Below are 25122 nucleotides of genomic sequence, written 5' to 3'. Positions count from 1 at the left end.
TATACAGACGGCCTCACCGCTCGGGTGCGAAATGGGAGAGGACCTCGGGGTTGGCCATCGCGTCGGGGTTGGCGGCCTTCTCGACCGGGGTGCCGAGCAGGATCTTCCGTACGGGGACCTCCAGCTTCTTGCCCGACAGCGTCCTCGGGATGCCGGGGACGACGTGGATCTCGTCGGGCACGTGCCGGGGCGACAGCTCGGTGCGCAGGGCCGTGCGCAGGCGGGACGCCAGGTCGTCCGACAGGGACACGCCGTCGGCGAGGGTGACGAACAGCAGCAGCCTGCCCTCCTGGCCGAGCTGCCCGGTGTCGATGACGAGGCTGTCGGCGATCTCGTCGAAGCGCTCCACGACGCGGTAGAACTCGCTGGTGCCCATGCGCACGCCGCCGCGGTTCAGGGTCGAGTCGGAGCGGCCGTAGATGACGCAGCCGCCGTCGGGGAGGATCTTGATCCAGTCGCCGTGCCGCCAGACGCCCGGGTAGTCGGCGAAGTACGACTCCCGGTAGCGGTCGCCCGAGGGGTCGTTCCAGAACATGACCGGCATGGACGGCATCGGCCGGGTGATGACGAGCTCCCCCACCTCGCCCACTACCGGGGAGCCCGAGGGGTCGAAGGCCTCGACGGACGCGCCGAGGCAGCGGCACGGGATGACGCCGGCCCGGATCGGCAGCAGCGGCACCGCGCCGACGAACCCGGTGCACACGTCGGTGCCGCCGGAGAACGAGCCGAGCTGCACGTCGGGCTTCACGTCGGAGTAGACCCAGGCGAACCCCTCGGGCGGCAGCGGCGAGCCGGTCGAGCCGATCCCGCGCAGCCGCTCCAGCCCCTCCGGCTTCACCCCGGCCTTCATCGACGCCGTGATGTACGGCGCGCCGGTGCCGAAGTAGGTCACGCCCTCCTCGGCGGCCAGCCGCCAGAGCGCGCCGGTGTCGGGATGGGCCGCGCTGCCGTCGTAGAGCAGGACGGTGGACCCCACCAGCAGGCCGCCGATGAGGTAGTTCCACATCATCCAGCCGGTGGTGGTGTACCAGAAGAACACATCGCCCTCGCCGAGGTCCTGGTGGAAGGACAGCGACTTGAGGTGCTCCAGGACGATCCCGCCGTGACCGTGGACGATGGGCTTGGGCAGGCCGGTGGTGCCCGACGAGTACAGCACCCACAGCGGATGGCCGAACGGCACCCGCTCGAACTCCAGCGGCGCGGTCTCCGCCCGCAGGTCGTCCCAGATCAGACCGGCGTCACCCGCATCCGCGCCGAGGGTGGGAATCCAGACGGTCGCCTCCAGCGTCGGCAGCCTGCCGGCGATCTCGCGCACCACCGCCGACCGGTCGTACGCCTTGCCGCCATAGCGGTAGCCGTCCACCGCGACCAGCACCTTCGGCTCGATCTGGGCGAACCGGTCGGTCACGCTGGGCGCGCCGAAGTCGGGCGAGCAGGAGGACCAGATCGCCCCGAGCGAGGCGGTGGCCAGGAAGGCGATGAGGGCCTCGGGGATGTTCGGAACATAGGCGGCGACCCGGTCGCCACGCCCGACGCCCAGCCGTACGAGCCCGGCCCGGACCCGGGCGACCTCCTCACGGAGCTCACCGAGCGAGTACTGCCAGCGGCTGCCCGATTCGTTGCGGAAAATCACCGCCGTCCGGCCGGGGTGGCCGCGCAGGGCGTTCTCCGCGTAATTCAGGGCCGATCCCGCGAACCATTCGGCGTCCGGCATCGTTCCCTGGATGACGGGCCCGTCACCACGTGTACCGACCACACCGAAGTAGTCCCATATCGATGTCCAGAAGTCGGCCGGCGACTCGACCGACCACTTCCACACGTCCTCGTAGTCACCCGTGCGGCCCAGTCGTTCCAGGTAACGGGTGATCCGAGCCGCGCGTACGACGTCGGGCGTGGGTTCCCAGAGCAGAGCGCCTTCCTCGACCATGCCCCCATCTTGGCCACGCTTGAGCCGCATGTCACCCTTCCCGCCCACATAGAAAGGCTCTGTCATATGTGGGTCCTGAGCTGGTCGATCGCCGTCCGGGCGGCGGTCCCGATCGCGGCGTCGGCGCGCGGCTGGTTCTGCGCCGTGCTGAGCGACCGGGTGAACACGGCCACGGCGTAGCGCCCGCCGTCGGGATACTCCACCACCCCGACCTCGTTGCGGAGCGTCGGCAGCGTGCCCGTCTTGCCGCTGACCGCGACGTCGTCGAACGGGAAACCGGAGGCCAGCCGGTGCGGCCACACCTGCAGCGCCATGAGGCGGCGGATCGCCGCGCAGGAGGCCTCCCCCGCCGCCTCGTCCCGCCAGATCATGGCCAGCAGCCGCGTCATCTCGCGCGGCGTGCTCCGGTTGCTCCGCGCCGGGTCGAGCGCGCGCAGGCGCGCCACCACCTCGGGGTCGGCGCATGCCTGGGTCACCGCGGCCTGGTCGGCCACTCCCGCGTCCACCCACAGGCTGGTGAGCATGTCGCGGCAGTCGTGCACCACCCGGGTCGCCGTCAGCCCGAGGCCGTCGAGCAGCGCGTTGACCGACTCCCTGCCCACCCGGGCGAGCAGCACGTCGGCCGCCGCGTTGTCGCTGACGGCCATCATCAGGTACGCCAGGTCGCGCAGCGACAGCGTGGCGTCGTCCAGCATCGCCGCCAGCCCGGTGCCCCCGCCCGTACGGTCCGCGGACGTCACCCGGACGCGCTCGGCGAGGTCGAGCAGCCCGCGCTCGGCCTGGCGGTGCAGTTCGAGCAGCAGGGGCACCTTGAAGACCGACGCGAGCACCACCGGCTCGTCGGCCCGCAGGCCCACCTCGCGCCCGCTGTCGATGTCGACGGCGTGCAGCCACCCGCTGACACCGGCGTTGCGGAACACCCGCTCCACGGGGTTCGGCGCGGGGTTCATGCGAGGAATCCGGTCGCCGGGCGCGGCGCAACCCGCGGCGGAGGCGGAGCGCCTTCGTCCACCATGCCGGCGCTGCCTTTCAGCACCTGCACGGCCACGGCCGTGAAGTCCCGCACGTACGGGCCCGGCTCGGCCCGCCAGGCCGGGGTGCAGCGCCAGGCCAGGGGGGTGCCCGCGAGGGGCCGCCACACCACGCCCGGCATGTCCGCGGGGACGCCGAACGCGACGGCCGTGCCGGACAGGACCAGACCGAGGGCGAACTCCACGCGGTCGGTGCAGATGATGTCGGCGGGGACGAAGCCGCCGCGGCGGCAGGTGGCCAGCGTGTCGTCGTACAGGCCGGGCTCGGCGTCCCGGGGGAACAGCACCAGATCCCGCCCGGCCAGGTCGCCGAGGTGCACGGTCGCCCAGGCGGTCAGCTCGTCGCCCTCGGCCAGCAGGACGCCCGGATGCCGGACGAGCACCGGCCCGTAGGCCAGGCCGTTCGCGGCGACCGGATGTCGCAGCAGACCGACGTCGAGCCTGCCCTCCAGCAACGCGGCGACCTGCGCGGCCGTGCCCATCTCCGTCAGCGACAGCCGTACGTCGGGGCGGCGGTCGCGAAACCCCGCGATGAGCGCGGCGAGCACGGCGGCGCCGAGATCGGCGGGAACGCCCGCACGCACGACGGCGGAGTCGCCGCGCGCCAGGTCGGACATGAGATCGCGCATTCGCTCCACCCGGGCGACGATCTCACGGGCCTCCGGCACCAGCAGCCGGCCCGCCTCGGTCAGCGCGACCCGCCGGCTCGACCGCTCGAACAGGCGCACGCCCAGTTCCTCCTCCAGACGCCTGATGCGCTGGCTCAGCGGCGGCTGGGCCATCCCCAGCCGCGCGGCCGCGTTCCCGAAATGCAGCTCTTCCGTGACGACGAGGAAGTAGCCGAGATGCCGGACAAGGTCCACGAGCTTGGAGCATATCCGAACTGCACATGAAGCACGTTGATATCCATATTGGACATACTCCCGGCGCATCTGCTGCTCTTGGCGGGCACTCGATTCGAAGGGGGACGCATGCGAGAGCGGAGGCGCCGGCCATGGATAACGGCGGCGGTGCTCGTGCCGGTGGTGGCCGCGGGGGCCACCGTGTGGCTGCTGCGCACGAAGGGCTCACCGGAGGAGACCGCGCGGGAGTTCCTCGCGGCATGGTCACGCTCGGACTACGCGGCGATGCGCGTGCTCACCGCCGATCCGCCGGCCGGCTTCGAAAGCACCTACCGCCGGTTCCACGACGACCTGAAGCTCACCGGGCAGCGTTTCCAGGTGACGGCCGTTCAGGAGGAGACCGTACGGTTCCGGGCCCGGCTGACCGGCCCGCTGCCCGTCTCCTATGACGGGAGGCTGCGGCTGATCGAGCGCGACCGTTCCTGGAAGGTGGCCTGGACCCCGGCGGCGGTCCACCCCCGGTTGACCCGCGACCTGCGGGCGAAGCTCACCACGGTGCCCGCCGAGCGCGCCCCCGTCACGGCCGCCGACGGCACCCGCATCGACACACCCGGGACCCCCGGCTCGGTGCAGCAGATCGTGGAGGGGCTGCGCGAGCAGTACGGCTCCCGCCTGAACGGCACCGCGTCCGCCCGGGCCGATCTGGTGGACGCCCGGACGGGTTCGAAGGTGGTGACGCTCGCCGAGGGCGGCGCGAAACCCGGCAAGCCGCTGCCGACCACGCTCGACCTGCGGGTCCACCGGGCGGGGGCGCAGGCTCTGGAGGGCGTGGACAAGCCCGCCTCGCTCGTCGCGCTGCGCCCGTCCACGGGCGAGGTCCTCGCGGCGGTCAACAAGCCGGGCGGCTACAACCGCGCCCTGCTCGGCGCGTACCCGCCCGGGTCCACCTTCAAGATCGTGACCGCGTCGGCCCTGGCCGCCGGAGGCGTCACGCCCAATCAGACCGTCGAATGCCCGGCCGAGAAGACGATCGGCGGCTTCCCGTTCCACAACGCCGAGTTCCACGACTACGGCACGCTGCGCTTCATCGACGCCTTCGCCCATTCGTGCAACACGACGTTCGGCGACATGGCGGTGCGACGCCTGGGCGCCGACCGCCTGTCCAAGGTGGCCGCCGACTTCGGGTTCGGCGCCAGCATCAAGATCGGCGTGCCTGCCGTGGACGCCGCCTTCCCCGCGCCGCACGACGCCACCGATCTCGCGTCCGCCGCCATCGGCCAGGGCCGCGTCCTGGCCAGCCCGCTGAACATGGCCGCGGTCGCCGGCGCCGTCGCCGCCGGCACCTGGCGGCAGCCCCGGCTGGTCCCGGCCTCGCTCGTCCCCGAGGGCGGCACGCCCCCGCGCACGCTGGAGCCCGCGGTGGTGTCCGCGCTGCGCCGCCTCATGCCCGCCGTCGTCAGCGAGGGCACGGCGAGCGGCGTCTCCTTCCCCGCGGGCACGGCCGGCAAGACCGGGACGGCCGAGTACGGCTCGGCCAAGGACGGTGAGAACCCGCCCACGCACTCGTGGTTCATCGGCTACAAGGGCGACCTGGCCTTCGCCGTCGTGGTCGAGGGCGGCGGGACCGGGGCGCAGGTCGCCGCCCCCGTCGCCGCCCGCTTCCTCAACGCGCTGTGACGTTCGGTACGGAACGCTCAGTACGGCCAGCCGGGGACGTTCAGCCGGACGCGGTAGAGGCCGAAGTTGCCGCTGTTCCCGCCGCGGGAGGGTGTGCCCGAGGTGATGTACAGCGTCTGACCGTCAGGGCCGCCGAAGGCGACGTTGGTGCTGTTGAGCCCGGCGGAGATGGTGCCGAGCTGCGCGCCGGACGGCGCGTACACGTGGACCTTGCCGTCGTTGAAGGAGGCCTGGTAGAGGTTGCCGGCACAGTCGATGGTCGCGCCGTCCGAACCGTTCAGTGACGCGAAGTCGGAGCGGGCGCCGACACTGCCGTCGGAGTTGACGGGCCACTTGTAGATCCGGCCCGTGCCGTTGCCGCCGACGTAGAGCGTCTTGCCGTCGGGGGACAGCACGATGCCGTTCGGCTCCCGGATGGTGTCGTCGATCAGCGAGACGACGTTGTTCTTGACCCGGAACACGCCCGTACGGCCGGACATCTGGTCGGGCCGGTTGGCGCGCTGGAAGTCGGGGTCGGTGAAGTAGACGGTGCCGTCGGCGCCGACGGTGAGGTCATTGGGCGAGTTGAAGGCGCGGCCCTGGTAGGAGGAGACGACCACGCCGCGTGTCCGGTCGGGCAGGTGGAAGGAGGAGACGCTGCGCTGGTCGTGTGTCGCGGCCAGCAGCGTGCCGCCGTCCCGGGTGAGGGCGAGGCCGTTGCTGCCGGCGTTGGGAATGAAGGTCTCGAAGGTGTTCGGCTCGGTGAACCGCAGGACGTCCGAGGGCTGGACGTTCTCCGACCCGGTGCCGTCACGCATGAGCGACAGCAGCAGGGTCTGGGTGGCGGAGTCCCAGACCGGGCCTTCCAGGAAGTTGAACCCGTCCCGGATCTTGGTGGCGGTCACCGACGACGACGGCAGCGGGTTGGGGTAGGTCGCGCCCGGCGTGCACGGCCCGACGCCGGGGCGCGGCGTGCCCGCTGTGGGGGTGACACTCGGGCTTGGGCTTGGGCTCGGGCTCGGCGACGCGCTCGGGCTGGGGCTCGGGCTCGGGCTCGGGCTCGGAGTGGGGCTGGGGCTGGGGCTGAGGGTCACGGGACCGCTGCACATGACGCCGTTGAGCCAGAACGTGGTGGGCACGGGGTTGGCGCCGGTGAGGTTGGCGGTGAACGCCATGCCACTGGCCGTGGCGTTGGTGGGGATGGAACCGTTGTAGGACATGCTGGTGGCGGTCACGTGGGTGCCGGACTGCGTCCAGGTGGCGTTCCAGCCGGACGCGATCTTCTGGCCTGAGTCGGGGAAGTCGAACTCCAGCTTCCAGCTGCCGACGGGGTCGCCGAGGTTGGTGATGGCAACGTCGCCCTGGAAGCCGCTGCCCCATTGATTCACGATTTTGTAGGTCACCTTGCACCCGGCGGCGGCCGCGGCCGGCGTCGTCGTCATCGCGGCTCCACCGGCGGCGACCAGCGCGGCGGCCAGTCCGGTGGCCGCGACGGTGGCGAGACTTCGTCTCATCAGGAGTCCTTTCGGGGACGACGACGGGCGACTGCCGGCCGGGACGGAGCCGACCGGCACGCCACGCGGCGCACAGCGGCCGCGCGTTCCGAAATTAAGCGACCGAGTAGGCGGTCCCCAGATACGCCGTCCGCGGTGCAGGACCCGGCGTGTTCCTCATTGCCGTGGTGACCCGGTCGCACGTCGCGCCGGGAGCCGCCTCAGCCTGGGCGAACGCGGGCGCCCGCCCAACCGGCGAGCCGATCGGCGGCGGAAAGGATCCCAGCCGCGGCACTGAAACGTTCAGCGCGCCGTACGGTCGGCCGGGGTGGTGAGGCGGGCGACGGCGGCGACGACCTCGGAGGGGTTGGACAGGTCGGGCAGCACGATGTCGGCGCCCGCCTCCTGCAACTCGGCGGTCGTGGACCGGCCCGACGCCACCGCGATCATGGCCGCGCCGCCGATCTTCGCCGCCTGGACGTCACGGGTGGAGTCGCCGATGAGCACGGTGTTGCCGGCGGTGAAGGCGACGCCGTACCCGGCCTTCGCCCGGCCCTGGGCCACCTGCAGCAGGGTGGCCTTCGGGTAAACCTCCTCACCGTAGCCGCCCACCTCGACGTCGATCCACTTGTCCAGCCCGAACGCCTTGAGCTTGTGCACGGCGTTGCTCTTGATGGTGCCGGTGAGCACCGACTGAACGACGCCGTCGAGGCGGGAGACGGCCTTGAGCGCGTCCTTTGCTCCGGGCAGCGCACGGCCGTCCTTGGCCAGCCGCCCCCGCCGCTCCGCGAAGCTGACGGCCAGCGCGTCGATGAACCTGGGCAGGTGATCGTCCTCGACGGCGATGCCGTTGACGGCCAGCGTCTCGAAGATGATCTCCGAATCGGGGCGGCCGAGCGCCGGGGCGAGCTTCACCAGCGGCCGCCCCGTCACCCGCCGGAACGCGTCCGCGTAGGCGTCACGGGTGACGATGGCGACGTCGACGAGCGTGAGGTCGACGTTCCAGAGAACGAGGCGGTTGATCGCGGCCTCCGTGGGGGTGCGGTAGGAATCGCCCCCAGCGTACGACCCCTCCCCCCGTGATCTTGCAATTTGTCGCAGCGATGTGCGATGACCTGACCTGACACCCTCCGTGATCTTGCAGTTTGTCGCACGCAGGGCCGCCTACCTGGCCTCCCGCACTCCGTGATCTTGCACAGGGCGCGCCACAACGACCGCCGAGCAGAGCAGACACGGTTCACGACCTTGCAATTGCTTGATCACGAACGATGAAGGCGCAGGTCAACGGCACATGCGACCAAAGCAGTGCAAGATCACGGAAGAAAGACCCCCAGCTCAGGCCAGGTGTCTGCGACAAACTACAAGATCACGCCCTGGAGGGGGGTCAGACGAGGTCGAGGGCGTCGGCCAGCGAGTCGACCACGGGCACGCCGACGCCCTCCAGCTCCGACCGCCTGGTCATGCCGCCGGTGTAGAGGATCGCGCGGGCGCCGACGTGCCGGGCCGCGTGGGCGTCGTCCACGCTGTCGCCGATGACGACGACCTTCGCCGAGTCGACACCGAGCGCGCGCAGGTGCTCGACCATGTGCTCGGCCTTGTGGCCGCCGGTCGCCGAGCGCGAGCCGTCGATCCGGGTGAAGTGGCCGTCGATGCCGAACTCGCCGGTCTTGCGGACCAGCCGCTCGTGCCCCCACATGGACAGCAGCGACTGCGTGCGGCCCGACTCCTCCCAGGCGCGCAGGCTCGACAGCGCGCCCTCGGCGAGGCTGCACGCCTCCATCAGCCGGTGGTAGTGATCGTGGAAGCCCGCGTCGAGCAGCTCCCACTCGCCCTCCCTGAGCGGCCGGCCGAGCATCCGCTCGTACGCCACCCAGATGGGGCGGGTGTACACCTCGCGGAAGCCCTCCGCGTCGTACGGCCCGAGGCCGTACGACTGGAAGAGCTCGTTGGTCGCGCCGACGACGGCGTCGATGTCGTGGAAGAGCGTGCCGTTCCAGTCCCAAACAATGTGTGTCATCTCGCCTCCCAGCTTAGACGCCGGGTGTGACAGATCCATGAACGCCGTGGGTCAGGTGAGCAGATCCGGGATCTCCTGCGTGGCGTACCACAGCAGTTCGTGGTCCTCCACACCGTCCACGACGAACCGCGCGTCGTCGTCCCCGGTGTCGGCCGCCGGCAGCGCGGCGATCGCCGCCTCCACGTCGGGCGCGGCGTCCGTGTCGTCCACGTGCACCGCGGCGACCAGCCGCAGCGGGACCGGCTCCAGCACCCGCACGCGGGCGCGCTCCTCCAGGTCGGCGCCGGCCTTCACGGTCTCGTCGGGCACATCCGCCGCGATCACGATCCGCCGCGCGGCCACCTCGACGCCGTCCTTGCGATCGGCGGCCAGCATGCGCAGGGAGGCCCGGGCGGCCTCGGTCAGCGCGACGTACTCCAGCTCCTCGGTGTCCCCGGAGACGTACCACTCGATCAGAGCGGGGGTGACCGCGAAGCCGGTCAGCGGGGCCGGGCCCAGCTCTCCCGCGGCGACGACGCGCGCCAGCGCGGGAATCGTGGACGGCAGATACACGCGCATGCGTTCCTCGACTCGGTTCTATGGTTCGGGCTACAGGCGGGCGGTGCCGGTCTCGCGGAGAGGCAGGCCGAACAGGCGCTCCAGCTCGGCGATGGTCGCCGCGGGCTCGTCGTGGTGGACGCCGACCAGGCCGATCGCGCGGGCGGCCAGGATGTTCGCCTCGATGTCGTCGACGAACACGCACTGTCCCGGCTCCAGCCCCAGCAGTCCGAGCGCGTGGTGGAAGATCCGCTCCTCGGGCTTGCGCATGCCGACCTCGCCCGAGATGACGACCGCGTCGAAGATGGCCTCCCAGCCCTCACGCGTGTAGTGGTCGCCCCAGGAGTTGGACAGCAGACAGGTGCTGAAACCGGCCGCGCGGGCCAGGCGCAGCATGTCGTTCATCTCCTCGACCGGCCGGAAACCGGCGAACATCCGGGCCAGCAGGCCGTCGGCCTCCGGCGGCCCGCCGTCGAGGGTCACCAGCCGTGCCGCCAGGTCGCGCTCGAACTCGAGGACGGGGATCTCGCCCCGCTCCAGCGCGTGGATCGGGTTCTCCGCGCCGGGCTCGGCGCCCGCCCGGTACGCCTGCGCGACCAGGGCGCGCATCACCTCCCGGTAGTGCCGGGGGTCGATCCGGTCCGCCTCGATCCACTCCGCGACGGACTCGGCCAGGCTCGTGGTCAGAACCCCGCCCCAGTCGATCAGCACACCCTTGAGCACCGCGCCTCCCAGCCGACGTGCCTCAAATACTAGGCCGCCCGGCCCGCCCGCCTGGTCATCCGGCGGCGGCGAAGACGCGATGGGCGATTTCGAGGTGCGCGGCGGATTTCAGCGCGCCGGGGTCGGTGCGGATCGGGCCGAAGACACCGCGCTTGTCCTTCAGCCGCAGGATCCGCAGCACCGACTCGTCGATCCTGCGCTCGGAGATTCGTCCCGACTTCACCGCGTCGAGGACCGCGTCGTACGCCTTGGGCAGGTTAGGCGGCATGAGGAGGATGTCGGCCCCGGCGAGGACGGCCCGTACGGCGACCTCGGTGTCGCCGTACTTCTTCCGCACCCCGGCCATGTCGAGCGCGTCGGTGCTGATGACACCGTCGAAGCCGAGCTCCTCGCGAAGCAGGCCGGTGAGGATGCGGGGGGACAGCGTCGCGGGGTCGCCCGACGGGTCCAGCTTCGGCATCACCACGTGCGCCGACATGATCGCGTCGACACCGTGCTCGATCGCCGTGCGGAACGGCGGCGCGTCCAGCTTCCGCCACTGCGTCTTCGAGTGCCTGATGACCGGCAGGCCCGTGTGGCTGTCGACCGAGGTGTCCCCATGGCCGGGGAAGTGCTTGGCGACCGAGGCCACGCCCGCCGCGTGGAAGCCGTCGACGGCCGCCCCGACCATCGCGGCCACCTTCTTCGGGTCGGAGCCGTACGCGCGGGGGCCGATGACGGGGTTGCGGGGGTTGATGTTGACGTCGGCGACCGGCGCGAAGTCGAGCGAGATGCCGAGATCGCGCAGCTCCGCACCGGTCACCTTGGCGACGTCGCGCGCGTTCGCGGTCTTGCCGGTCGCGCCGATCTGCGACGCGCCGGGAAGCTTGGTGACGATCGGCTTGAGCCGGGAGACCAGGCCGTTCTCCTGGTCCACACCGATCATCAGCGGCGCCTCGCCCGACCTGGCCGCCGCCTCACGCAGGCCGGTGGTGAGCGCGGCCACCTGCTCCGCGCCGGAGACGTTGCCCGCCCAGTCGAACAGGATCACTCCGCCGGGGCGGAACTTCTCCACCACCTCCGCCGGCGTCGCCACGCCGTACCGCGCCTCGTTCTCCTTGCTCGCCGCCCCGGCCTTCGGGCCCCAGACCACGATGGTGAACAGCTGCGCGACCTTGTCCCGCAGGCTCATCGCCGCGAGCGTCCGCTCGGCCCGGTCACCGGAGGGCCGGGCCGCGGGCGATGGCGATGGCGATGGCGACGGCGCCGCCGATGACCCGGACTTCGGTGGCACCGACGTGGGTGGCACAGACGCCGGGGACACGGCCGCGGGGGACACGGACGAGCACCCGGTCGCGAGAAGGGCGAGCATGACGACACCGTGTCTGATTCGTGGCACGTTCTTTACCGTATCCGTGCCCCGGCAGCGACCGGGCCGGGAACCGGCATGCCGGGGAGTCAGAGCGCGAGCGCGTCCAGGCCCGGCAGCCGCACGCGGGCGGCCGCTTTGGCCTCCTGCGCCGAGGTGGCCGAGCGCGCCGCGGCGGCGGCGTCCCGGCACTGCGCGAGCGTGTGCCGCGACAGGGCCGCGCGCACCCAGGGCAGCGCGGGGGCGCCCATGGACAGCGAGGTGACCCCCATGCCGACGAGCACGCAGGCGAGCACCGGATCGGCCGCGGCCTCGCCGCAGACACCGCAGCCCTTGCCCGCCGCGGAGGCCGCCGAGGCCGCCATCGCGATCAGGTCGAGCACCGCCGGATGCCACGGGTCCTGCAGCCCGGCGACGGCGCTGACCTGGCGGTCGGCCGCGAGCGCGTACTGCGTGAGGTCGTTGGTCCCGATCGAGAAGAAGCCGACCGCCCGGATGAGGTCCGCCGCCCGCAGCGCCGCCGACGGCACCTCGATCATGATGCCCGCGTCGTCGAGTCCCGCCGTACGGCAGGCCTCGGCGAACCACTCGGCCTCCTCCACTGTGGCCACCATGGGCGCCATGACCTGGACCTTGGCCGAGGTCCCCGCCGCGGCCCCGGCCAGCGCGCCCAGCTGGGCGGTCATGATCTCGGGATACCGGCGGAACATGCGCAGGCCGCGCTCGCCGAGCGCCGGGTTCGGCTCCTCCTCCGGAGGCGGCAGGAACGCCAGCGGCTTGTCGGCGCCGGAGTCGAGCGTGCGCACCACCACCCGGCCCTCCGGGAACGCCTCGAACACCGCCCGGTAGGCCTCCTCCTGCTCGCTCGCCGACGGCGCGGTCTCGCGGTCGAGGAAGAGGAACTCGGTGCGGTAGAGGCCGACGCCCTCGGCGCCGTTGGCCAGCGCGCTCTCCAGGTCGCGGGGGCCGCCGATGTTGGCCAGCAGGGGCACGGGGTGGCCGTCGGCGGTCGCGCCCGGGCCGGTGGCCGCCGAGAGCGCCGCGCGCCGTGCCTCGTCGGCGGCGCGGGCCTCGGCAACGCGGGCCGAGCCGGGCGCGAGCAGCACCTGCCCCGAGGCGCCGTCGACCAGCACGGGGGTGCCGGGGCCGATCGCGGTCGCGCCGGCGCAGCCCACGACGGCGGGCACGCCCATCGAGCGGGCGAGGATCGCGGTGTGGCTGGTCGGCCCGCCCTGCTCGGTGACGAACGCGGCGACCACGTCCTTCGACAGCAGCGCGGTGTCGGCCGGGGCGAGGTCCTTGGCGACGAGCACGAACGGCTCGTCGGCGCCGGTCGGCACGCCTGGCATGGGCAGGCCGGTGAGCACGGCGATCACCCGGTCGCGGATGTCGTCGAGGTCGGCCACGCGCTCGGCCAGGTAGCCGCCGGCCGCCGCGAGCAGGTCCCGATACTTGCCGAACGCGTCGAAGACGGCACGCGGGGCGGCCACGCCGCGGTCGACGAGCTCGCCGACCTCCATGGCCAGGCTCGGGTCGCGGGCGATCAGCGCCTGCGCGCCGAGCACCTCCCGGGCCTCGCCGCCGGCCCTGGCGCCGCGCGCCTCCAGGTCGGCGGCCACCTCCTCGACCGCCCGTTCGGCACGGGCGCGCTCGGCGGCGGCGTCGCCGTCGTGGCGGGCGTCCTTGTCGGGCTCGGGGATCTCTCCCACGAGCACATGGGCCGGGCCGTACCCGGCGCCGGGGCTGACCCCCGTGCCGGCGAGCACAGTGCCGGCAAGCACAGTGCCGGCAAGCACAGTGCCGTCGTCGTCCCCCGCCGTCATCCCCGTCGTCCCCGTCGTCTCGCGCCCGTCCATCGGCGTCAGGGTGCCGAGGCGATCTGGGCGAGCTCGTCGAGCAGCTCTTCGGCGCCCTCGCCGTCCGCGCTGATGACGATCGACTCCCCCTGCCGTACGTCGAGCGCCAGGACCGACAGGATGCTCTTCGCGCTCACCGGCGCGCCGCCCGCCTTGGCGATGGTGACGTCGAAGGGCACCTTCGCCGCGGTCTGCACGAACGTCGCCGCCGGCCGGGCGTGCAGACCGACCTCGGACGTGACGCTGACTGTGCGTTCGGCCACGTTTCCTCCTCTTGGGGCGGTGGTCTAGACCGCCGGTAGTTCCGTCAAGGGCCAGTCAATACCCGACATATCGGGGATTACCAGATCCGCGTGCGACAGTTCATCCGGATGATGGGTGGTGGCCACCGCAACGCAGGTCATACCCGCGGCCCGGGCCGCCGCGATCCCGGCGAGCGAGTCCTCGAACACCACGCACTTCGCCGGGTCCACCTGGAGCAGGTCGGCCGCCAGGAGATATCCGGACGGGTCGGGCTTGCCCACGCTCACGTCCTCGGCGGACACGATGGTCCGTACCACCTCCACGACGCCGATGTCGGTGAGCCGTTCCACCGCCCACCAGCGCTGGGCCGAGGTGACCAGGGCCAGCGGAGCCCCCTGCTCCGCGACCCGCGACACCAGCTCGGCCGCCCCCGGGACCGGCACGATGCCGGGCAGGTCCGGATGGTCGTAGTAGGAGCGGATCTCCTCCATCACGACCTCCGGATCCGTCCCGGGCAGCACCTCGGGCACGACGTCCACCCCGCGACGGCCCATGACGCGCCGCAGCGACGTCTCGTCATAGGTGATCCCGTGGTTGTCCAGGAGCATCCGCCACAGAGCCAGACTGCGGATCTCCGTGTTGATCAGTGTGCCGTCGAGGTCGAAGAGAGCCGCCTCCATCACGACCACTCGAACAGCGCGTCGCCCGCGTTCACGCCGCCCTCGGCGACCTTCCCCACCGCGTCCGCCGGCGCGTCGAGCGCCACCACCGGGCAGACCGGCGAGCGGCCGCCGGCCTCGACCGCCGCGGGGTTCCAGGCCACGACCGGCTGCCCCGCGCCGACGCGGTCCCCCTCGGCCGCGAGCAGGCGGAAGCCCTCGCCCTTGAGCTGCACGGTGTCGATGCCGAGATGCACCAGCACGCCCCTGCCGTCGTCCCCCACCACGACGTACGCGTGCGGGTGCAGTTTCACGATCGTGCCGCTGATCGGGGCCACGGCCTCGACGGGCCCGCGTACGGGGTCGATCGCCCTGCCCGGACCGACCATCGCCTGGGAGAACACCGGATCCGGCACGGCGGCCAGGCCGATGGCCGCCCCCGCGACCGGGGCGAGAACAGTCGTCAATGAAGCGCCCTTTCCTGGGACCGGGCAGGCGTCACCGATAGGTCCGCCGGATACCGGCGGACCTGCCGTGACCTCCCGGTCAGCCGATGATGTCCTCGATGTCGCTGGCGATGGTGTCGGCCTCGGGGCCCACCACGACCTGGACGACGTTGCCCGCCGCCATCACTCCGTGGGCGCCGGCCGCCTTGAGCGCGGCCTGGTCCACCTTGGAGGCATCGTGCACCTCGGTGCGCAGCCGGGTGATGCACGGCTCCACCTCGATGATGTTGTCGGCGCCACCGAGCCCGGCGATGATCGCCTCGGCGTCTGCAGCCATGGGGGATCCTCCTGTTGTTCAGTCGGTCTGGGTGACCTTCTTCAGACCGCGGGGGGAATCGGGGTCGATTCCGAGCCTGCGCGCGAGCGCTTCGGTGAGCAACTGCCCGGGGACGATGAGTCCCAACGGGGCCACCCACTCGGGCAGGTCCGGACCGTTCAGTGCGGCGGTCGAGGCGGCGGCGAGCCGTTCGCCACCCCCGACGCCGAAGGCTGCGGCGCCCGCGCCGGTGACCCGCTCGGCCAGCGCGACCGTGCCCGCCAGTGTCGGGCCCTGCCCCGCCGCCACCAGGATCGCCGGGGTCTCGGCGTCCACGACCGCGATCGGGCCGTGCAGCAGATCGGCGTACGACAGGCCCATGGCGTGCAGGTAGCACGCCTCCTTGAGCTTGAGCGCCAGCTCCAGCGCGGTCGAGAACGCCAGGCCGCGGCCGGAGACGACGACGCCGGGCTTGTCGGCCAGGCCCTCGACCACGGCGTCCAGGTCCCCGGGGTCGGAGACCAGCTTCTCCACCGCGTCCGGCACCCGGCGCAGGTCGTCGGGGTCCACGTCGGCGCCGAGGCCGATCGCGAGCACGGCCAGCGCCGCGAGCTGGGTCGTGTAGGTCTTCGTGGCCGGGACGGCCTTCTCCTCGCCGGCGAGCGTGCACAGCGCGAGGTCGGCGGCCTGGGCCAGCGGCGACTCCTCGCCGCCGTTGGTGATCGCGACGGTCTTCGCGCCGCAGTCCTTCGCCCACTGGAGGGTCTCGACGATCTCCTCCGTACGGCCGGACTGGGACAGGCCCACGGCCAGCACCCCGTCGAGATCGAGCCTGCGGCGGTAGGTGGTGGCGACGGAGGGCGCGCCCATCGCGGCCATCCGGCCCGCCCGCGACTCGATCAGGTAGCGGCCGTAGACCGCCGCGTTGTCCGAGGTGCCGCGGGCCACGAACAGCAGGTGGCGGGTGCCGCGCGCGACCGCCTCGACGTCGCCGGTCCTCGGGAGGAGGGCGTCCAGCGTCGCCCGGATCGCCGCGGGCTGCTCGGCGATCTCACCGCGCATTCTGGTCGTCATCGATGATCATCCCTTGCTTGGCGAGATTTGTCCGTTATCGATCCGTCGCCGGCCCATACATTGACACACATTTCCCGGCTGTGGTCTAGTCCGGACTAGACCAGTAAGAACCTTAACTTATTCGGACGATCCAGAGCGAGAGGGGAGGATCAGTGGCCCAGATCGATCCGGACAGCCCGGTGCCCAAGTATTTCCAGCTGCGGGAGATCCTGCTCGACCTCATCGAGAGCAACGAGCTGCCGATCGGCGCGGCGATCCCCTCCGAGCGTGACCTGAGCCAGCGTTACGACCTGTCCCGTATGACGGTACGGCAGGCCGTCGACCACCTGGTGTCCGAGGGCCGGTTGCACCGGGTCCCCGGCAAGGGCACGTTCGTGGCCCGGCCGAAAATCGAGCTGGCGCTTCAACTCACCTCCTTCACCGACGACATGCGGGCGCGCGGCATGGAGCCGGGCTCCCGTGACCTGGACCGGCGGGTGGTCCGGGCCAGTGCCCACCTCGCGCGGCAGCTCGGCATCCAGCCGGGAGACGCCGTCCACTTCATCGAGCGGCTGCGCACGGCGGACGGGGAACCGCTGAGCATCGAGCGCGCCCACATCCCGGTCGCGCTCGCGCCCGATCTCGACACCTACGACCTGACCGGACGATCCCTGTACTCCCTGCTCGAGTCGCGCTACGGACTCGTCATGGACGCCGGGGAGCTGACCATCGACGGCGGCGTCGCCGATCCGAGCGACGCCGACCTGCTCAAACTGCCCCGGGGCGGGGCCGTGCTGCTGCTGCAGCGCCGGTCCTTCGCCGGCGGGGTCTGCGCCGAACTCGGCGTCTCCACCTATCGCGCCGACCGCTACCAGCTCCGGACGCTCCTCGGAGCCCCGGCCAGACGCCTCTAGTAGTCCCCCCACCCTGGAGGAACACCCGATGAGTTCCACCTCCGCCGACGCGGGCCTGCCCGCGGCACCCTCGAACCAGAACGCGGTGATGACCGCGCTGTCCCGTATCGGCCGCTCGCTGATGCTCCCGATCGCGGCGCTGCCCGCCGCGGCGATCCTGCTCCGGATCGGCCAGGACGACCTCCTCGGCCGCACGGACAACGCCGCTCTCGACAAGATCGCTCATGTCATCGCCAACGCCGGCGGCGCCCTGTTCGACGCGCTGCCGCTGCTGTTCGCGGTCGGTGTCGCGATCGGTTTCGCCCGGCGCGCCGACGGCTCGACCGCCCTGGCGGCCGTGGTCGGCTACCTCGTCTGGGACCGGGTCACCCACCTGATGTTCTTCGACGCCTCCGCGGACTCGGCGGTGCACACGAAGGTGGCGCAGACCGTCGTGGGAGCGGACGGCAAGCCGGCCGAAGCGCTCAACCTCGCGTCGGCCAACCCGACCGGAGTGCTCGGCGGCATCCTCATGGGAATCGTCACGGCCATCCTGTGGCAGCGCTTCTATCGGACGAAGCTGCCCGCCTACCTGGCCTTCTTCGGCGGCCGCCGTTTCGTGCCGATCCTCACCGCGCTCGCCGGGCTCATCCTCGGTGTGATCTTCGGCCTGATCTGGCCGCCCATCGGGCAGGGCCTGAGCAACTTCGGCGACTGGCTCGCCACTCACTCGACGCTCGGTGCGGGCATCTACGGGATCGTGAACCGGGGCCTCATCCCCTTCGGTCTGCACCACTTCGTCAACTCGATCGTCTGGTTCACCGTGCCGGAGTGCACCGTCGGCGCGACCCAGGCCGCGGGCGACCTGAACTGCTACTTCGCCGGTCAGGACGGCGCCGGAGCCTTCATGGCGGGCTTCTTCCCGGTCATGATGTTCGGCCTGCCGGCCGCCGCGATCGCCATGTGGCGGGCCGCCCCGCCGCACCGCCGCGCCACGGTCGGCGGCATCATGCTCTCCTCTGCCCTGATCTCCTTCGTCACCGGCATCACCGAGCCGATCGAGTTCGCGTTCATCTTCGTGGCCCCGATCCTGTTCGGGGTGCACGCGCTGCTCACCGGCGTCTCGATGGCCGTGGTCGCCGCTCTGGACGGACGGCTCGGCTTCGGGTTCTCCGCGGGCCTGATCGACGCCGGCCTCAACGCGTCCAAGGACAACACGCACAACTTCCTGCTGATCATGCTGATCGGCGTCGTCTACTTCGTCCTCTACTACGTGATCTTCAGCTTCCTCATCAAGAAGCTGAACATCATGACGCCCGGCCGCGAACCCGAGCCCGACGTGGACTCCGGGGAGAGCGCCGAGACGGCGCGAGCCCGCGCCTGACGCGTCACGTCCCCTCTCAGGGAGACAGGGGCGCCCGGTGATCCCGGGCGCCCCTGTTGTGTTTCCCGCGGTTGCGGATGCCGTTAATCACCGATCGGACCATGCGCGAATCCAAAGGGATCACGCCAACCCGAGGGGATTTCCCGGACGAACGGCGGCACAAAGGCCCGCCATTCGGCAAAGTTGGCGTGTCCCGTATCAGGAGGGATGACCGCAACCTCTATTAGGCGTCAGGTTCACGGCGCACGAGAGCGGAGTCCCGATGCCCAAGCCCGTCCCCCTGCCACGGCTCGCGTCCGTCCCCCCGGCCGACCCGCCGTACGACGAACGCGACGGCGGCGGCCGCATCACGCGCCCCGGCACGTACGGCGCGCTCGCCCTGGCCCCGGTCCCGCGCCGTACGGGCACGCCAACGGACGAGCGCCGCCTGCGGGGGCTCGGCCAGGCACTCGCGGAAGTCCTGGCGGGCCGCAGGCCCCCGGAGACGGTCGCCGGGCGGCTCACCGAGCGGGCCTACCGCGAACTGGTCCGGGCCGGGAAGATGATCGACGCCGAGCGGCCGCCGCTGACGGGGCTTCCCCATGTGCAGCGCCCCCGCGACGGCGCGATCGAGATGTGCCTGCTCGTCCACTGCGGGCCGCGCAGCCACGTGCTCGCCGTACGGCTGGAGCGCCAGGGCGTGCAGTGGCTGGTCACCGAGTTCGAGACCGCGTGACCGGGACCCCCATGACGCGAAGGACCCCGCCGGGCAGGCCCGGCGGGGTCCGTTCTCAGGTCAGGTCACGCCTGCTGGTTGCGCGGGTCACCGTGGCAGCGCTTGTACTTCTTGCCCGACCCGCAGGGGCAGGGCGCGTTGCGCTCGGTGTCGCCGTAGGCGGCGCGCTGCTCGGGGGTCGACCGCACCCGGCTGACCTCCACGTCGCCGCTCTCGCCCGGCGCGCTGTAGACCATCTCCGTCGGCCGCGACGGCTGCCGCAGCGCCCGGGCGATGATCGAACCGGTCTCGGAGAGCGTCGTGTCGTCCTCGGCGTTCTCCTCGACGATCGGGTTGGCCTGCACCTCGACCTCGAGGTTGAACAGGTAGCCGACCGACTCCTCCTTGATGCCGTCGAGCATCGCGGAGAACATCTCGTAGCCCTCGCGCTGGTACTCGATCAGCGGGTCCTTCTGGGCATAGGCGCGCATGCCGATGCCCTCCTGGAGGTAGTCCATCTCGTAGAGGTGCTCGCGCCACTTGCGGTCGAGCACGGAGAGGATGACCCGGCGCTCCAGCTCGCGCATCGCCTCGGAGCCGAGTTGCTCCTCGCGGCGGTCGTAGGCCGCGAGCGCGTCCTCCTTGACCTTTTCGGCCATGAGTTCCGCCGTCAGCTCCTCCCGGTCGCCGCCGATCCGCTCGATGAGCTCGTCGACGGTGAAGGAGATCGGGTAGAGCTGGCCGAACGCCTTCCACAGCTTCTCGAGGTCCCACTCCTCGGCGAAGCCCTCCGCGGTGGCGCCCTTGACGTAGTCGTCGATGACGTCGGTGACGAAGGTGCGGACCTGCTCGTGCAGGTCGGCGCCCTCCAGCACCCGCCGCCGCTCGGCGTAGATGACCGTGCGCTGGCGGTTCATCACCTCGTCGTACTTCAGGACGTTCTTGCGGATCTCGAAGTTCTGCTGCTCGACCTGGTGCTGCGCGGAGGCGATGGCCTTGGACACCATCCCCGACTCGATCGGCACGTCGTCCGGGATGTTGAGCCGCGTCATGATCATCTCGACCCGGGCCGAGTTGAACAGCCGCATGAGGTCGTCCTCGAGCGAGAGGTAGAAGCGCGACTCGCCGGGGTCGCCCTGACGGCCGGAACGACCGCGGAGCTGGTTGTCGATGCGCCGCGACTCGTGCCGCTCGGTGCCCAGCACGTAGAGGCCGCCGGCCTCGGTGACCTCCTCGTGCTCGGCCTTGACGGCCTCCTTCGCCTTCTCCAGCGCCTCGGGCCAGGCCTTCTCGTACTCCTCCGGAGTCTCGGAGGGCGACAGGCCGCGCTGCTGAAGCTCGAGGTCGGCGCGGAACTCGGGGTTGCCGCCGAGCATGATGTCGGTGCCTCGACCGGCCATGTTGGTCGCCACGGTGACCGCGCCCTTACGGCCCGCCTCGGCGACGATCGCGGCCTCACGGGCGTGGTTCTTCGCGTTCAGCACCTCATGGGGCACGCCCTGGCGCTTGAGCATCCGCGACAGCTTCTCGGACTTCTCGACGCTGGTGGTGCCGACGAGGACCGGCTGGCCCTTCTCGTAGCGCGCCTTGATGTCCTCGACGCACGCCTGGAACTTGGCGTCCTCGGTCTTGTAGACGACGTCGGGCTGGTCCTTGCGGACCATCGGCCGGTTCGTCGGGATCGGGACGACGCCCAGCTTGTAGGTCTGGTGGAACTCGTTGGCCTCGGTGGCGGCCGTACCGGTCATGCCGGCGAGCTTCTCGTAGAGGCGGAAGTAGTTCTGGAGGGTGATCGTGGCGAGAGTCTGGTTCTCGTCCTTGATCTTCACGCCTTCCTTGGCCTCGATGGCCTGGTGCATGCCCTCGTTGTAGCGGCGGCCGTGCAGGACGCGCCCGGTGAACTCGTCGACGATCAGGACCTCGCCGTCGACGACGATGTAGTCCTTGTCCTTCTTGAACAGTTCCTTGGCCTTGAGCGCGTTGTTGAGGAACTGCACGAGGTGGGTGTGCTCGGGCTTGTAGAGGTTGTCGATGCCGAGCCAGTCCTCGACCTTCTCCACGCCCGCCTCGAGGATGCCGACGGTGCGCTTCTTCTCGTCGACGACGTAGTCGCCGGTGCTCTCCTCGCCGTCCTTGCCCTCGGTGCCGCGCCGCAGCCGCGGCACGATCTTGGCGAACTCCTGATACCACTTGCCCGACTGCTCACCCGGGCCGGAGATGATGAGCGGAGTCCTGGCCTCGTCGATCAGGATCGAGTCGACCTCGTCCACGATGGCGAAGTTGTGGCCGCGCTGGACGCACTCCTCCTTGGACCACGCCATGTTGTCGCGGAGGTAGTCGAAGCCGAACTCGTTGTTCGTGCCGTACGTGATGTCGGCGTTGTACTGCTTGCGGCGCTCCTCCGGCGACATGTTCGCCAGGATGACGCCGACCTCCAGGCCGAGGAAGCGGTGGACCCGGCCCATGGTCTCGGCGTCGCGCTTGGCCAGGTAGTCGTTGACCGTGACGACGTGGACGCCCTTGCCGGAGATGGCGTTCAGGTACGCGGGAAGGGTACAGGTGAGGGTCTTGCCCTCACCGGTGCGCATCTCGGAGATGTTGCCCATGTGCAGGTTGGCGCCACCCATGAGCTGCACGTCGAAGTGGCGCTGCCCGAGGACCCGGCGAGCGGCCTCGCGGACGGTCGCGAACGCCTCCGGCAGCAGGTCGTCGAGGGACTCGCCCTCGGCGTGGCGCTGCTTGTACTCGGCGGTCAGCGCGCGGAGCTCGGCGTCGGACAGGCTCGTGAAGTCCTCTTCGATGGAGTTGACCTGCTCGGCGATGCGCTTGAGCTTCCGCAGAGTCTTGCCTTCGCCGGCGCGAAGGATCTTGTCGAGAATGGCTGGCACTTTTAGTAAAGCTCCTCGCAGGTCTACCCCGGCCGATCACCGGGGTGTGAGGACGAGACATACTTCCCCGCTAGCCATCGTAGGCGGTTCCAGTACCAGACACACCCACCTGCAATCGACGGAGCGCCGCGGCACAATCGCGTAACTCATAAGGGGAAAACCGCGCCCAAGGATCCCCCGATGTTCCGACCACCTCTGCCATCAGGTAGAAAACGGGGTATGGCACAGAGCGGACACCAGGGCAGCCACGCGGGTAGCGCCAAATCTTGGCTCGCCGTCTCCATCATCCTCATCGGCTTCACGTTCGGGGGCGTGGCGCTGACCCTCGGCCCGAACTGGCTCTTCGTCTGGATCGGCGTGGGCATCTGCGCCGTCGGCGGCCTCCTCGCGCTCGCGTTCGACATCTTCTCGGACGTGATCGTGGACGCCCCCAGAGAGGTTCCGGTCCAGGAGCACCACTCGCCGTTCGAGCACCGGTCCATCACCTCCTGAGGTCGCTCCGGACCCGAATCCGAACCACCGTAAGAGTTTTGTCGGTCACGGCGTCTAGCATCTGTGGCTGTGACCGACCTGACCGCCGATCTCACCGCTGACGAGGCCCGAAGGATCATCCTCCGGGCCCAGGGTTTCCTCGGCGCCGCGGCCCGCGGCGGCGGTGTCTCCGCCATGCTGCGGCGCGTCGGCGCCGTTCAGCTCGACACCATCTCCGTCCTCGCCCGCTCCCACGAGCTCGTCGCGTACGCGCGCCTCGGGGCGGTCGGGCGCCCCGCGGTCGAGCGGGCCTACTGGGACGACCCCGCCCGGGCCTTCGAGTACTGGTGCCACGCCGCCTGCGTCCTGCCCATCGAGCAGTGGCCGCTGTACGCCTTCCGCCGCCGGGCCTACCGGGAGCGGCGGTTCCGCTGGCACGAGGTGCCTCCCGTCGTCGACAAGGTCCTGGAGCAGGTGCGCACGGACGGCCCGCTGACCACGGCCGACATCGGCGGCGCCAAGAACGGGGGCCCGTGGTGGGACTGGTCGGACACCAAGATCGCGATTGAGTTCCTGCTCGACATCGGCGAGGTCGTCTGCACCCGCCGCGTCGGCTGGCGGCGCGTCTACGAGCTGGCCGAGCGCGCGGTCCCCGCGGACCTGCTCGCGCAGGACCTGTCCGACGAGGAGTGCGTGACCCGGCTGACCGCGATCGCGGGTCGGTCGCTCGGCGTGGCGACCAGGGCGGACCTGGTCGACTTCACCCGCGTCAAGGGCGGGCACGCCGCCATGCTCGACGAGGCGCTGCTGAGCGGCGCGGCCGGCCTCGTGCCCGTACGCGTGTCGGGCTGGCCGGGCCGGCGCGGCGCGGACGCGGGCGGGCCGAACGCCTGGGCCGATCCCGCGGCGCTGGACGGCGAGCCGCGCGGGCGGCACCGCACCACGCCGCTGTCGCCGTTCGACTCGCTCATCTGGGAGCGGGCGCGGGCGGAACGGGTCTTCGGCCTCAACCACCGCCTGGAGGCGTACGTCCCGAAGGACAAGCGGGTGCACGGCTACTTCGCGATGCCGGTGCTCGCGGGCGGGCGCATCATCGGCCGGGTCGACCCGGCCCGCGAGGGCGCCACACTGGTCGCCCGGCAGGTCGGCTTCGAGCCGGGCGGCGGCCGCAGCCGGGCCGTGGAGGCGATGAGCGACGCCCTCTGGGAGGCCGCGAGCTGGGTCGGCTGCAGCGACGTGCGGGTGGAGCGGGTCACCGCCCCGGACCTGGAGGCTCCGTTGCGCGCCGCCGTGGCCCGCGGTCCCGAGCGGGCGCCGGCCAAGCAGTCGCCAAGTGTCCCCTAAGGACGTGTTCCGACAGTGGACGCATGACGACAGACGACGCGGTCACCCCGCTCCCCCTGCACCGGCTCGCGTGCGGCATCGCGCTCGCGGCCTACGCCGCCTCCATCGCCTTCCAGATCTACCGGGCCACCCGGGGCACCGGCCTCGCGGTCGACGACTTCGGCGTGAACGCCGTGGTCGTCTACGGGGCCGGGGTCGCCCTCGCCCTCACCCTGCTCGGCGACCGCCGCTGGTCGTGGTGGGTCAACGGAGCGCTGTCCGCCGTGGTGGTCGCGCAGGCGCCGTTCGCCTACTACCCCTCGGTGGCCGGCGCCCGCCCGCTGGAGACCTGGGACTGGCTGGAGGGCATCTGGTTCACCGCGCTCCTGGTGCTCGTGGTCGCGTGCGCGGTGGTCCGGCTCAGCGGCGTCCGGCTCGTGCGGGCACGGCCCGGCGCCCTCACCCCGCTCAGGTGATCTCCAGCAGCCGCTCGCGCACCGCGTAGACCACGGCCTCCATGCGCGAGTGGAGCTGGAGCTTCTCCAGGATGTTGCGGACGTGGTTCTTCACCGTGTTCTCGGAGATGAACAGGTCCTTGGCGATCTCGCGGTTGTTCATGCCCTTCGCGACGAGGCGCAGGACCTCCATCTCCCGTTCGGTCAGGCGGGGAACCGGGAGCTGGGGCGGCCGCTCGGCCTCCTTGCGGCTCATGTTCGCGAACTCGCTGATCAACTTGGCCGCCATGGCGGGGTTGATGAGCGACTGACCCTCGTGGACGCCGCGCACGGCGTCGGGCACCTCGTCGATCTGGACGTCCTTGAGCAGGTATCCGGTGGCACCCGCCTTGATCGCCTCGAAGAGGTCCTCCTCCTCGTCGCTGACCGTCAGCATGATGATCCGGGTGCTCGGCACCGACTCCTTGATCTTCCGGGTCGCCCCGATGCCGTCCAGCCTCGGCATGCGGACGTCCATCAGGACCACGTCCGGCATCAACCGGTCCGCGAGTTCGACGGCCTCCTGGCCGTCGTTCGCCTCGCCTACCACCTCGATGTCCGCCTCCGCGGCCAGCGCGAGCTCCAGACTGCGGCGGATCAGCGCGTGATCGTCCACGATCAGCACACGGATCGGCTCGCTTCGACCGGCTGCTCGGGCCGCCTCGTCGGGTCGGGTCACGGAACCTCCTTGCGGGGGCCAAGGACGCTGGATCGCCATCATTACACGGGTGCCAGGGTGGTTAGGGATCTTGTCGCGCCCGTCCGTCCCTCTCCGCCCGGTTTCTGCCCGGATGTGCGGAGCCCCGGCCCAGATGTCCGGGCCGGGGC

Annotated in this window: 24 protein-coding genes; 7 read left to right on the top strand and 17 right to left on the bottom strand. The window is 71.1% G+C overall.

The annotated features are described in order from the left end of the window. Positions 1-13: 13 nt before the first annotated feature. The 3 genes from AAH991_RS35895 to AAH991_RS35885 all read right to left on the bottom strand — a co-directional run bounded on the left by AAH991_RS35895 (position 14) and on the right by AAH991_RS35885 (position 3821). Positions 14-1927 carry an acetoacetate--CoA ligase gene (locus AAH991_RS35895; RefSeq protein ID WP_346230395.1) on the bottom strand — a complete coding sequence of 638 codons (1914 nt, stop codon included), beginning with the start codon at positions 1925-1927 and terminating at the stop codon, positions 14-16. Positions 1928-1989: 62 nt separating this feature from the next. Then, the gene (locus AAH991_RS35890; protein ID WP_346230394.1) at positions 1990-2877 is read right to left on the bottom strand and encodes a serine hydrolase; all 888 of its coding nucleotides are present in this window, start codon (positions 2875-2877) and stop codon (positions 1990-1992) included. Further along, entirely contained in the window at positions 2874-3821 is a 948-nt protein-coding gene (locus AAH991_RS35885; protein ID WP_346230393.1) for a LysR family transcriptional regulator, read from the bottom strand. The genes AAH991_RS35890 and AAH991_RS35885 overlap by 4 nt, the downstream gene beginning before the upstream one ends. A 108-nt stretch (positions 3822-3929) precedes the next feature. Here AAH991_RS35885 and AAH991_RS35880 point away from each other — a divergent pair, with 108 nt between their 5' ends. Next, positions 3930-5477, top strand: a complete 1548-nt coding sequence (locus AAH991_RS35880) for a penicillin-binding transpeptidase domain-containing protein (protein ID WP_346230392.1) — start codon at positions 3930-3932, stop codon at positions 5475-5477. 17 nt (positions 5478-5494) lie between these two features. Here the strand turns inward: AAH991_RS35880 and AAH991_RS35875 are convergent, their stop codons facing one another. The 12 genes from AAH991_RS35875 to AAH991_RS35820 all read right to left on the bottom strand — a co-directional run bounded on the left by AAH991_RS35875 (position 5495) and on the right by AAH991_RS35820 (position 16168). After that, on the bottom strand, positions 5495-6970 hold the full coding sequence (locus AAH991_RS35875; RefSeq protein WP_346230391.1) for an SMP-30/gluconolactonase/LRE family protein: 1476 nt from the start codon (positions 6968-6970) through the stop codon (positions 5495-5497). 282 nt (positions 6971-7252) lie between these two features. Then, the gene (locus AAH991_RS35870) at positions 7253-7972 is read right to left on the bottom strand and encodes an HAD family hydrolase (protein ID WP_346230397.1); all 720 of its coding nucleotides are present in this window, start codon (positions 7970-7972) and stop codon (positions 7253-7255) included. A gap of 361 nt (positions 7973-8333) precedes the next feature. Beyond that, on the bottom strand, positions 8334-8966 hold the full coding sequence (locus AAH991_RS35865) for an HAD family hydrolase (protein WP_346230390.1): 633 nt from the start codon (positions 8964-8966) through the stop codon (positions 8334-8336). 51 nt (positions 8967-9017) lie between these two features. Continuing rightward, positions 9018-9524, bottom strand: coding sequence for a DUF6912 family protein (locus AAH991_RS35860; protein ID WP_346230389.1), 507 nt, complete (start codon positions 9522-9524; stop codon positions 9018-9020). 30 nt (positions 9525-9554) lie between these two features. Next, positions 9555-10226 carry an HAD family hydrolase gene (locus tag AAH991_RS35855; protein ID WP_346230388.1) on the bottom strand — a complete coding sequence of 224 codons (672 nt, stop codon included), beginning with the start codon at positions 10224-10226 and terminating at the stop codon, positions 9555-9557. Between the two features lie 55 nt (positions 10227-10281). After that, positions 10282-11397, bottom strand: a complete 1116-nt coding sequence (gene nagZ, locus AAH991_RS35850) for a beta-N-acetylhexosaminidase (RefSeq protein WP_346230387.1) — start codon at positions 11395-11397, stop codon at positions 10282-10284. Positions 11398-11663: 266 nt separating this feature from the next. Continuing rightward, positions 11664-13397: a phosphoenolpyruvate--protein phosphotransferase gene (gene ptsP, locus AAH991_RS35845; RefSeq protein WP_346230396.1), complete on the bottom strand. Its 1734-nt coding sequence runs from the start codon at positions 13395-13397 to the stop codon at positions 11664-11666. 38 nt (positions 13398-13435) lie between these two features. Further along, complete coding sequence (locus AAH991_RS35840; protein WP_346230386.1) at positions 13436-13693, bottom strand: HPr family phosphocarrier protein; 258 nt, start codon at positions 13691-13693, stop codon at positions 13436-13438. Positions 13694-13717: 24 nt separating this feature from the next. Then, a complete protein-coding gene (locus AAH991_RS35835) occupies positions 13718-14353 on the bottom strand; it encodes an HAD family hydrolase (protein WP_346230385.1) in 636 nt (211 codons plus the stop codon). Then, on the bottom strand, positions 14353-14799 hold the full coding sequence (locus AAH991_RS35830; protein WP_346230384.1) for a PTS sugar transporter subunit IIA: 447 nt from the start codon (positions 14797-14799) through the stop codon (positions 14353-14355). The genes AAH991_RS35835 and AAH991_RS35830 overlap by 1 nt, the downstream gene beginning before the upstream one ends. Before the next feature lie 79 nt (positions 14800-14878). Then, positions 14879-15115, bottom strand: a complete 237-nt coding sequence (locus AAH991_RS35825) for a PTS sugar transporter subunit IIB (protein WP_030509331.1) — start codon at positions 15113-15115, stop codon at positions 14879-14881. An 18-nt stretch (positions 15116-15133) separates the two neighbouring features. Next, positions 15134-16168: an SIS domain-containing protein gene (locus AAH991_RS35820; RefSeq protein ID WP_346230383.1), complete on the bottom strand. Its 1035-nt coding sequence runs from the start codon at positions 16166-16168 to the stop codon at positions 15134-15136. 152 nt (positions 16169-16320) lie between these two features. Between AAH991_RS35820 and AAH991_RS35815 the strand changes: the two genes are divergently transcribed. The 3 genes from AAH991_RS35815 to AAH991_RS35805 all read left to right on the top strand — a co-directional run bounded on the left by AAH991_RS35815 (position 16321) and on the right by AAH991_RS35805 (position 19139). Next, positions 16321-17061, top strand: coding sequence for a GntR family transcriptional regulator (locus AAH991_RS35815; RefSeq protein WP_169982841.1), 741 nt, complete (start codon positions 16321-16323; stop codon positions 17059-17061). A gap of 28 nt (positions 17062-17089) precedes the next feature. Then, positions 17090-18424 carry a PTS transporter subunit EIIC gene (locus AAH991_RS35810; RefSeq protein WP_346230382.1) on the top strand — a complete coding sequence of 445 codons (1335 nt, stop codon included), beginning with the start codon at positions 17090-17092 and terminating at the stop codon, positions 18422-18424. A gap of 262 nt (positions 18425-18686) precedes the next feature. Continuing rightward, positions 18687-19139: an Rv3235 family protein gene (locus tag AAH991_RS35805; RefSeq protein WP_346230381.1), complete on the top strand. Its 453-nt coding sequence runs from the start codon at positions 18687-18689 to the stop codon at positions 19137-19139. A gap of 65 nt (positions 19140-19204) precedes the next feature. On the opposite strand, the gene secA is transcribed toward AAH991_RS35805, so the two are convergent. Next, on the bottom strand, positions 19205-22006 hold the full coding sequence (gene secA, locus AAH991_RS35800; protein WP_346230380.1) for a preprotein translocase subunit SecA: 2802 nt from the start codon (positions 22004-22006) through the stop codon (positions 19205-19207). Between the two features lie 219 nt (positions 22007-22225). Here secA and AAH991_RS35795 point away from each other — a divergent pair, with 219 nt between their 5' ends. From AAH991_RS35795 to AAH991_RS35785, 3 genes are all read left to right on the top strand, one after another. After that, positions 22226-22498, top strand: a complete 273-nt coding sequence (locus AAH991_RS35795; protein WP_346230379.1) for an HGxxPAAW family protein — start codon at positions 22226-22228, stop codon at positions 22496-22498. A 69-nt stretch (positions 22499-22567) separates the two neighbouring features. Continuing rightward, positions 22568-23821: a winged helix-turn-helix domain-containing protein gene (locus AAH991_RS35790; protein ID WP_346230378.1), complete on the top strand. Its 1254-nt coding sequence runs from the start codon at positions 22568-22570 to the stop codon at positions 23819-23821. Between the two features lie 23 nt (positions 23822-23844). After that, complete coding sequence (locus AAH991_RS35785) at positions 23845-24276, top strand: hypothetical protein (RefSeq protein ID WP_346230377.1); 432 nt, start codon at positions 23845-23847, stop codon at positions 24274-24276. Here AAH991_RS35785 and AAH991_RS35780 read toward each other — a convergent pair. Then, positions 24269-24973, bottom strand: a complete 705-nt coding sequence (locus tag AAH991_RS35780; protein ID WP_346230376.1) for a response regulator — start codon at positions 24971-24973, stop codon at positions 24269-24271. The genes AAH991_RS35785 and AAH991_RS35780 overlap by 8 nt on opposite strands. Between the last annotated feature and the right edge of the window lie 149 nt (positions 24974-25122).

Source organism: Microbispora sp. ZYX-F-249, assembly GCF_039649665.1.
In the GTDB taxonomy this organism is placed as follows: domain Bacteria; phylum Actinomycetota; class Actinomycetes; order Streptosporangiales; family Streptosporangiaceae; genus Microbispora; species Microbispora maris.
This window is presented reverse-complemented; position numbering and strand designations above follow the sequence as displayed.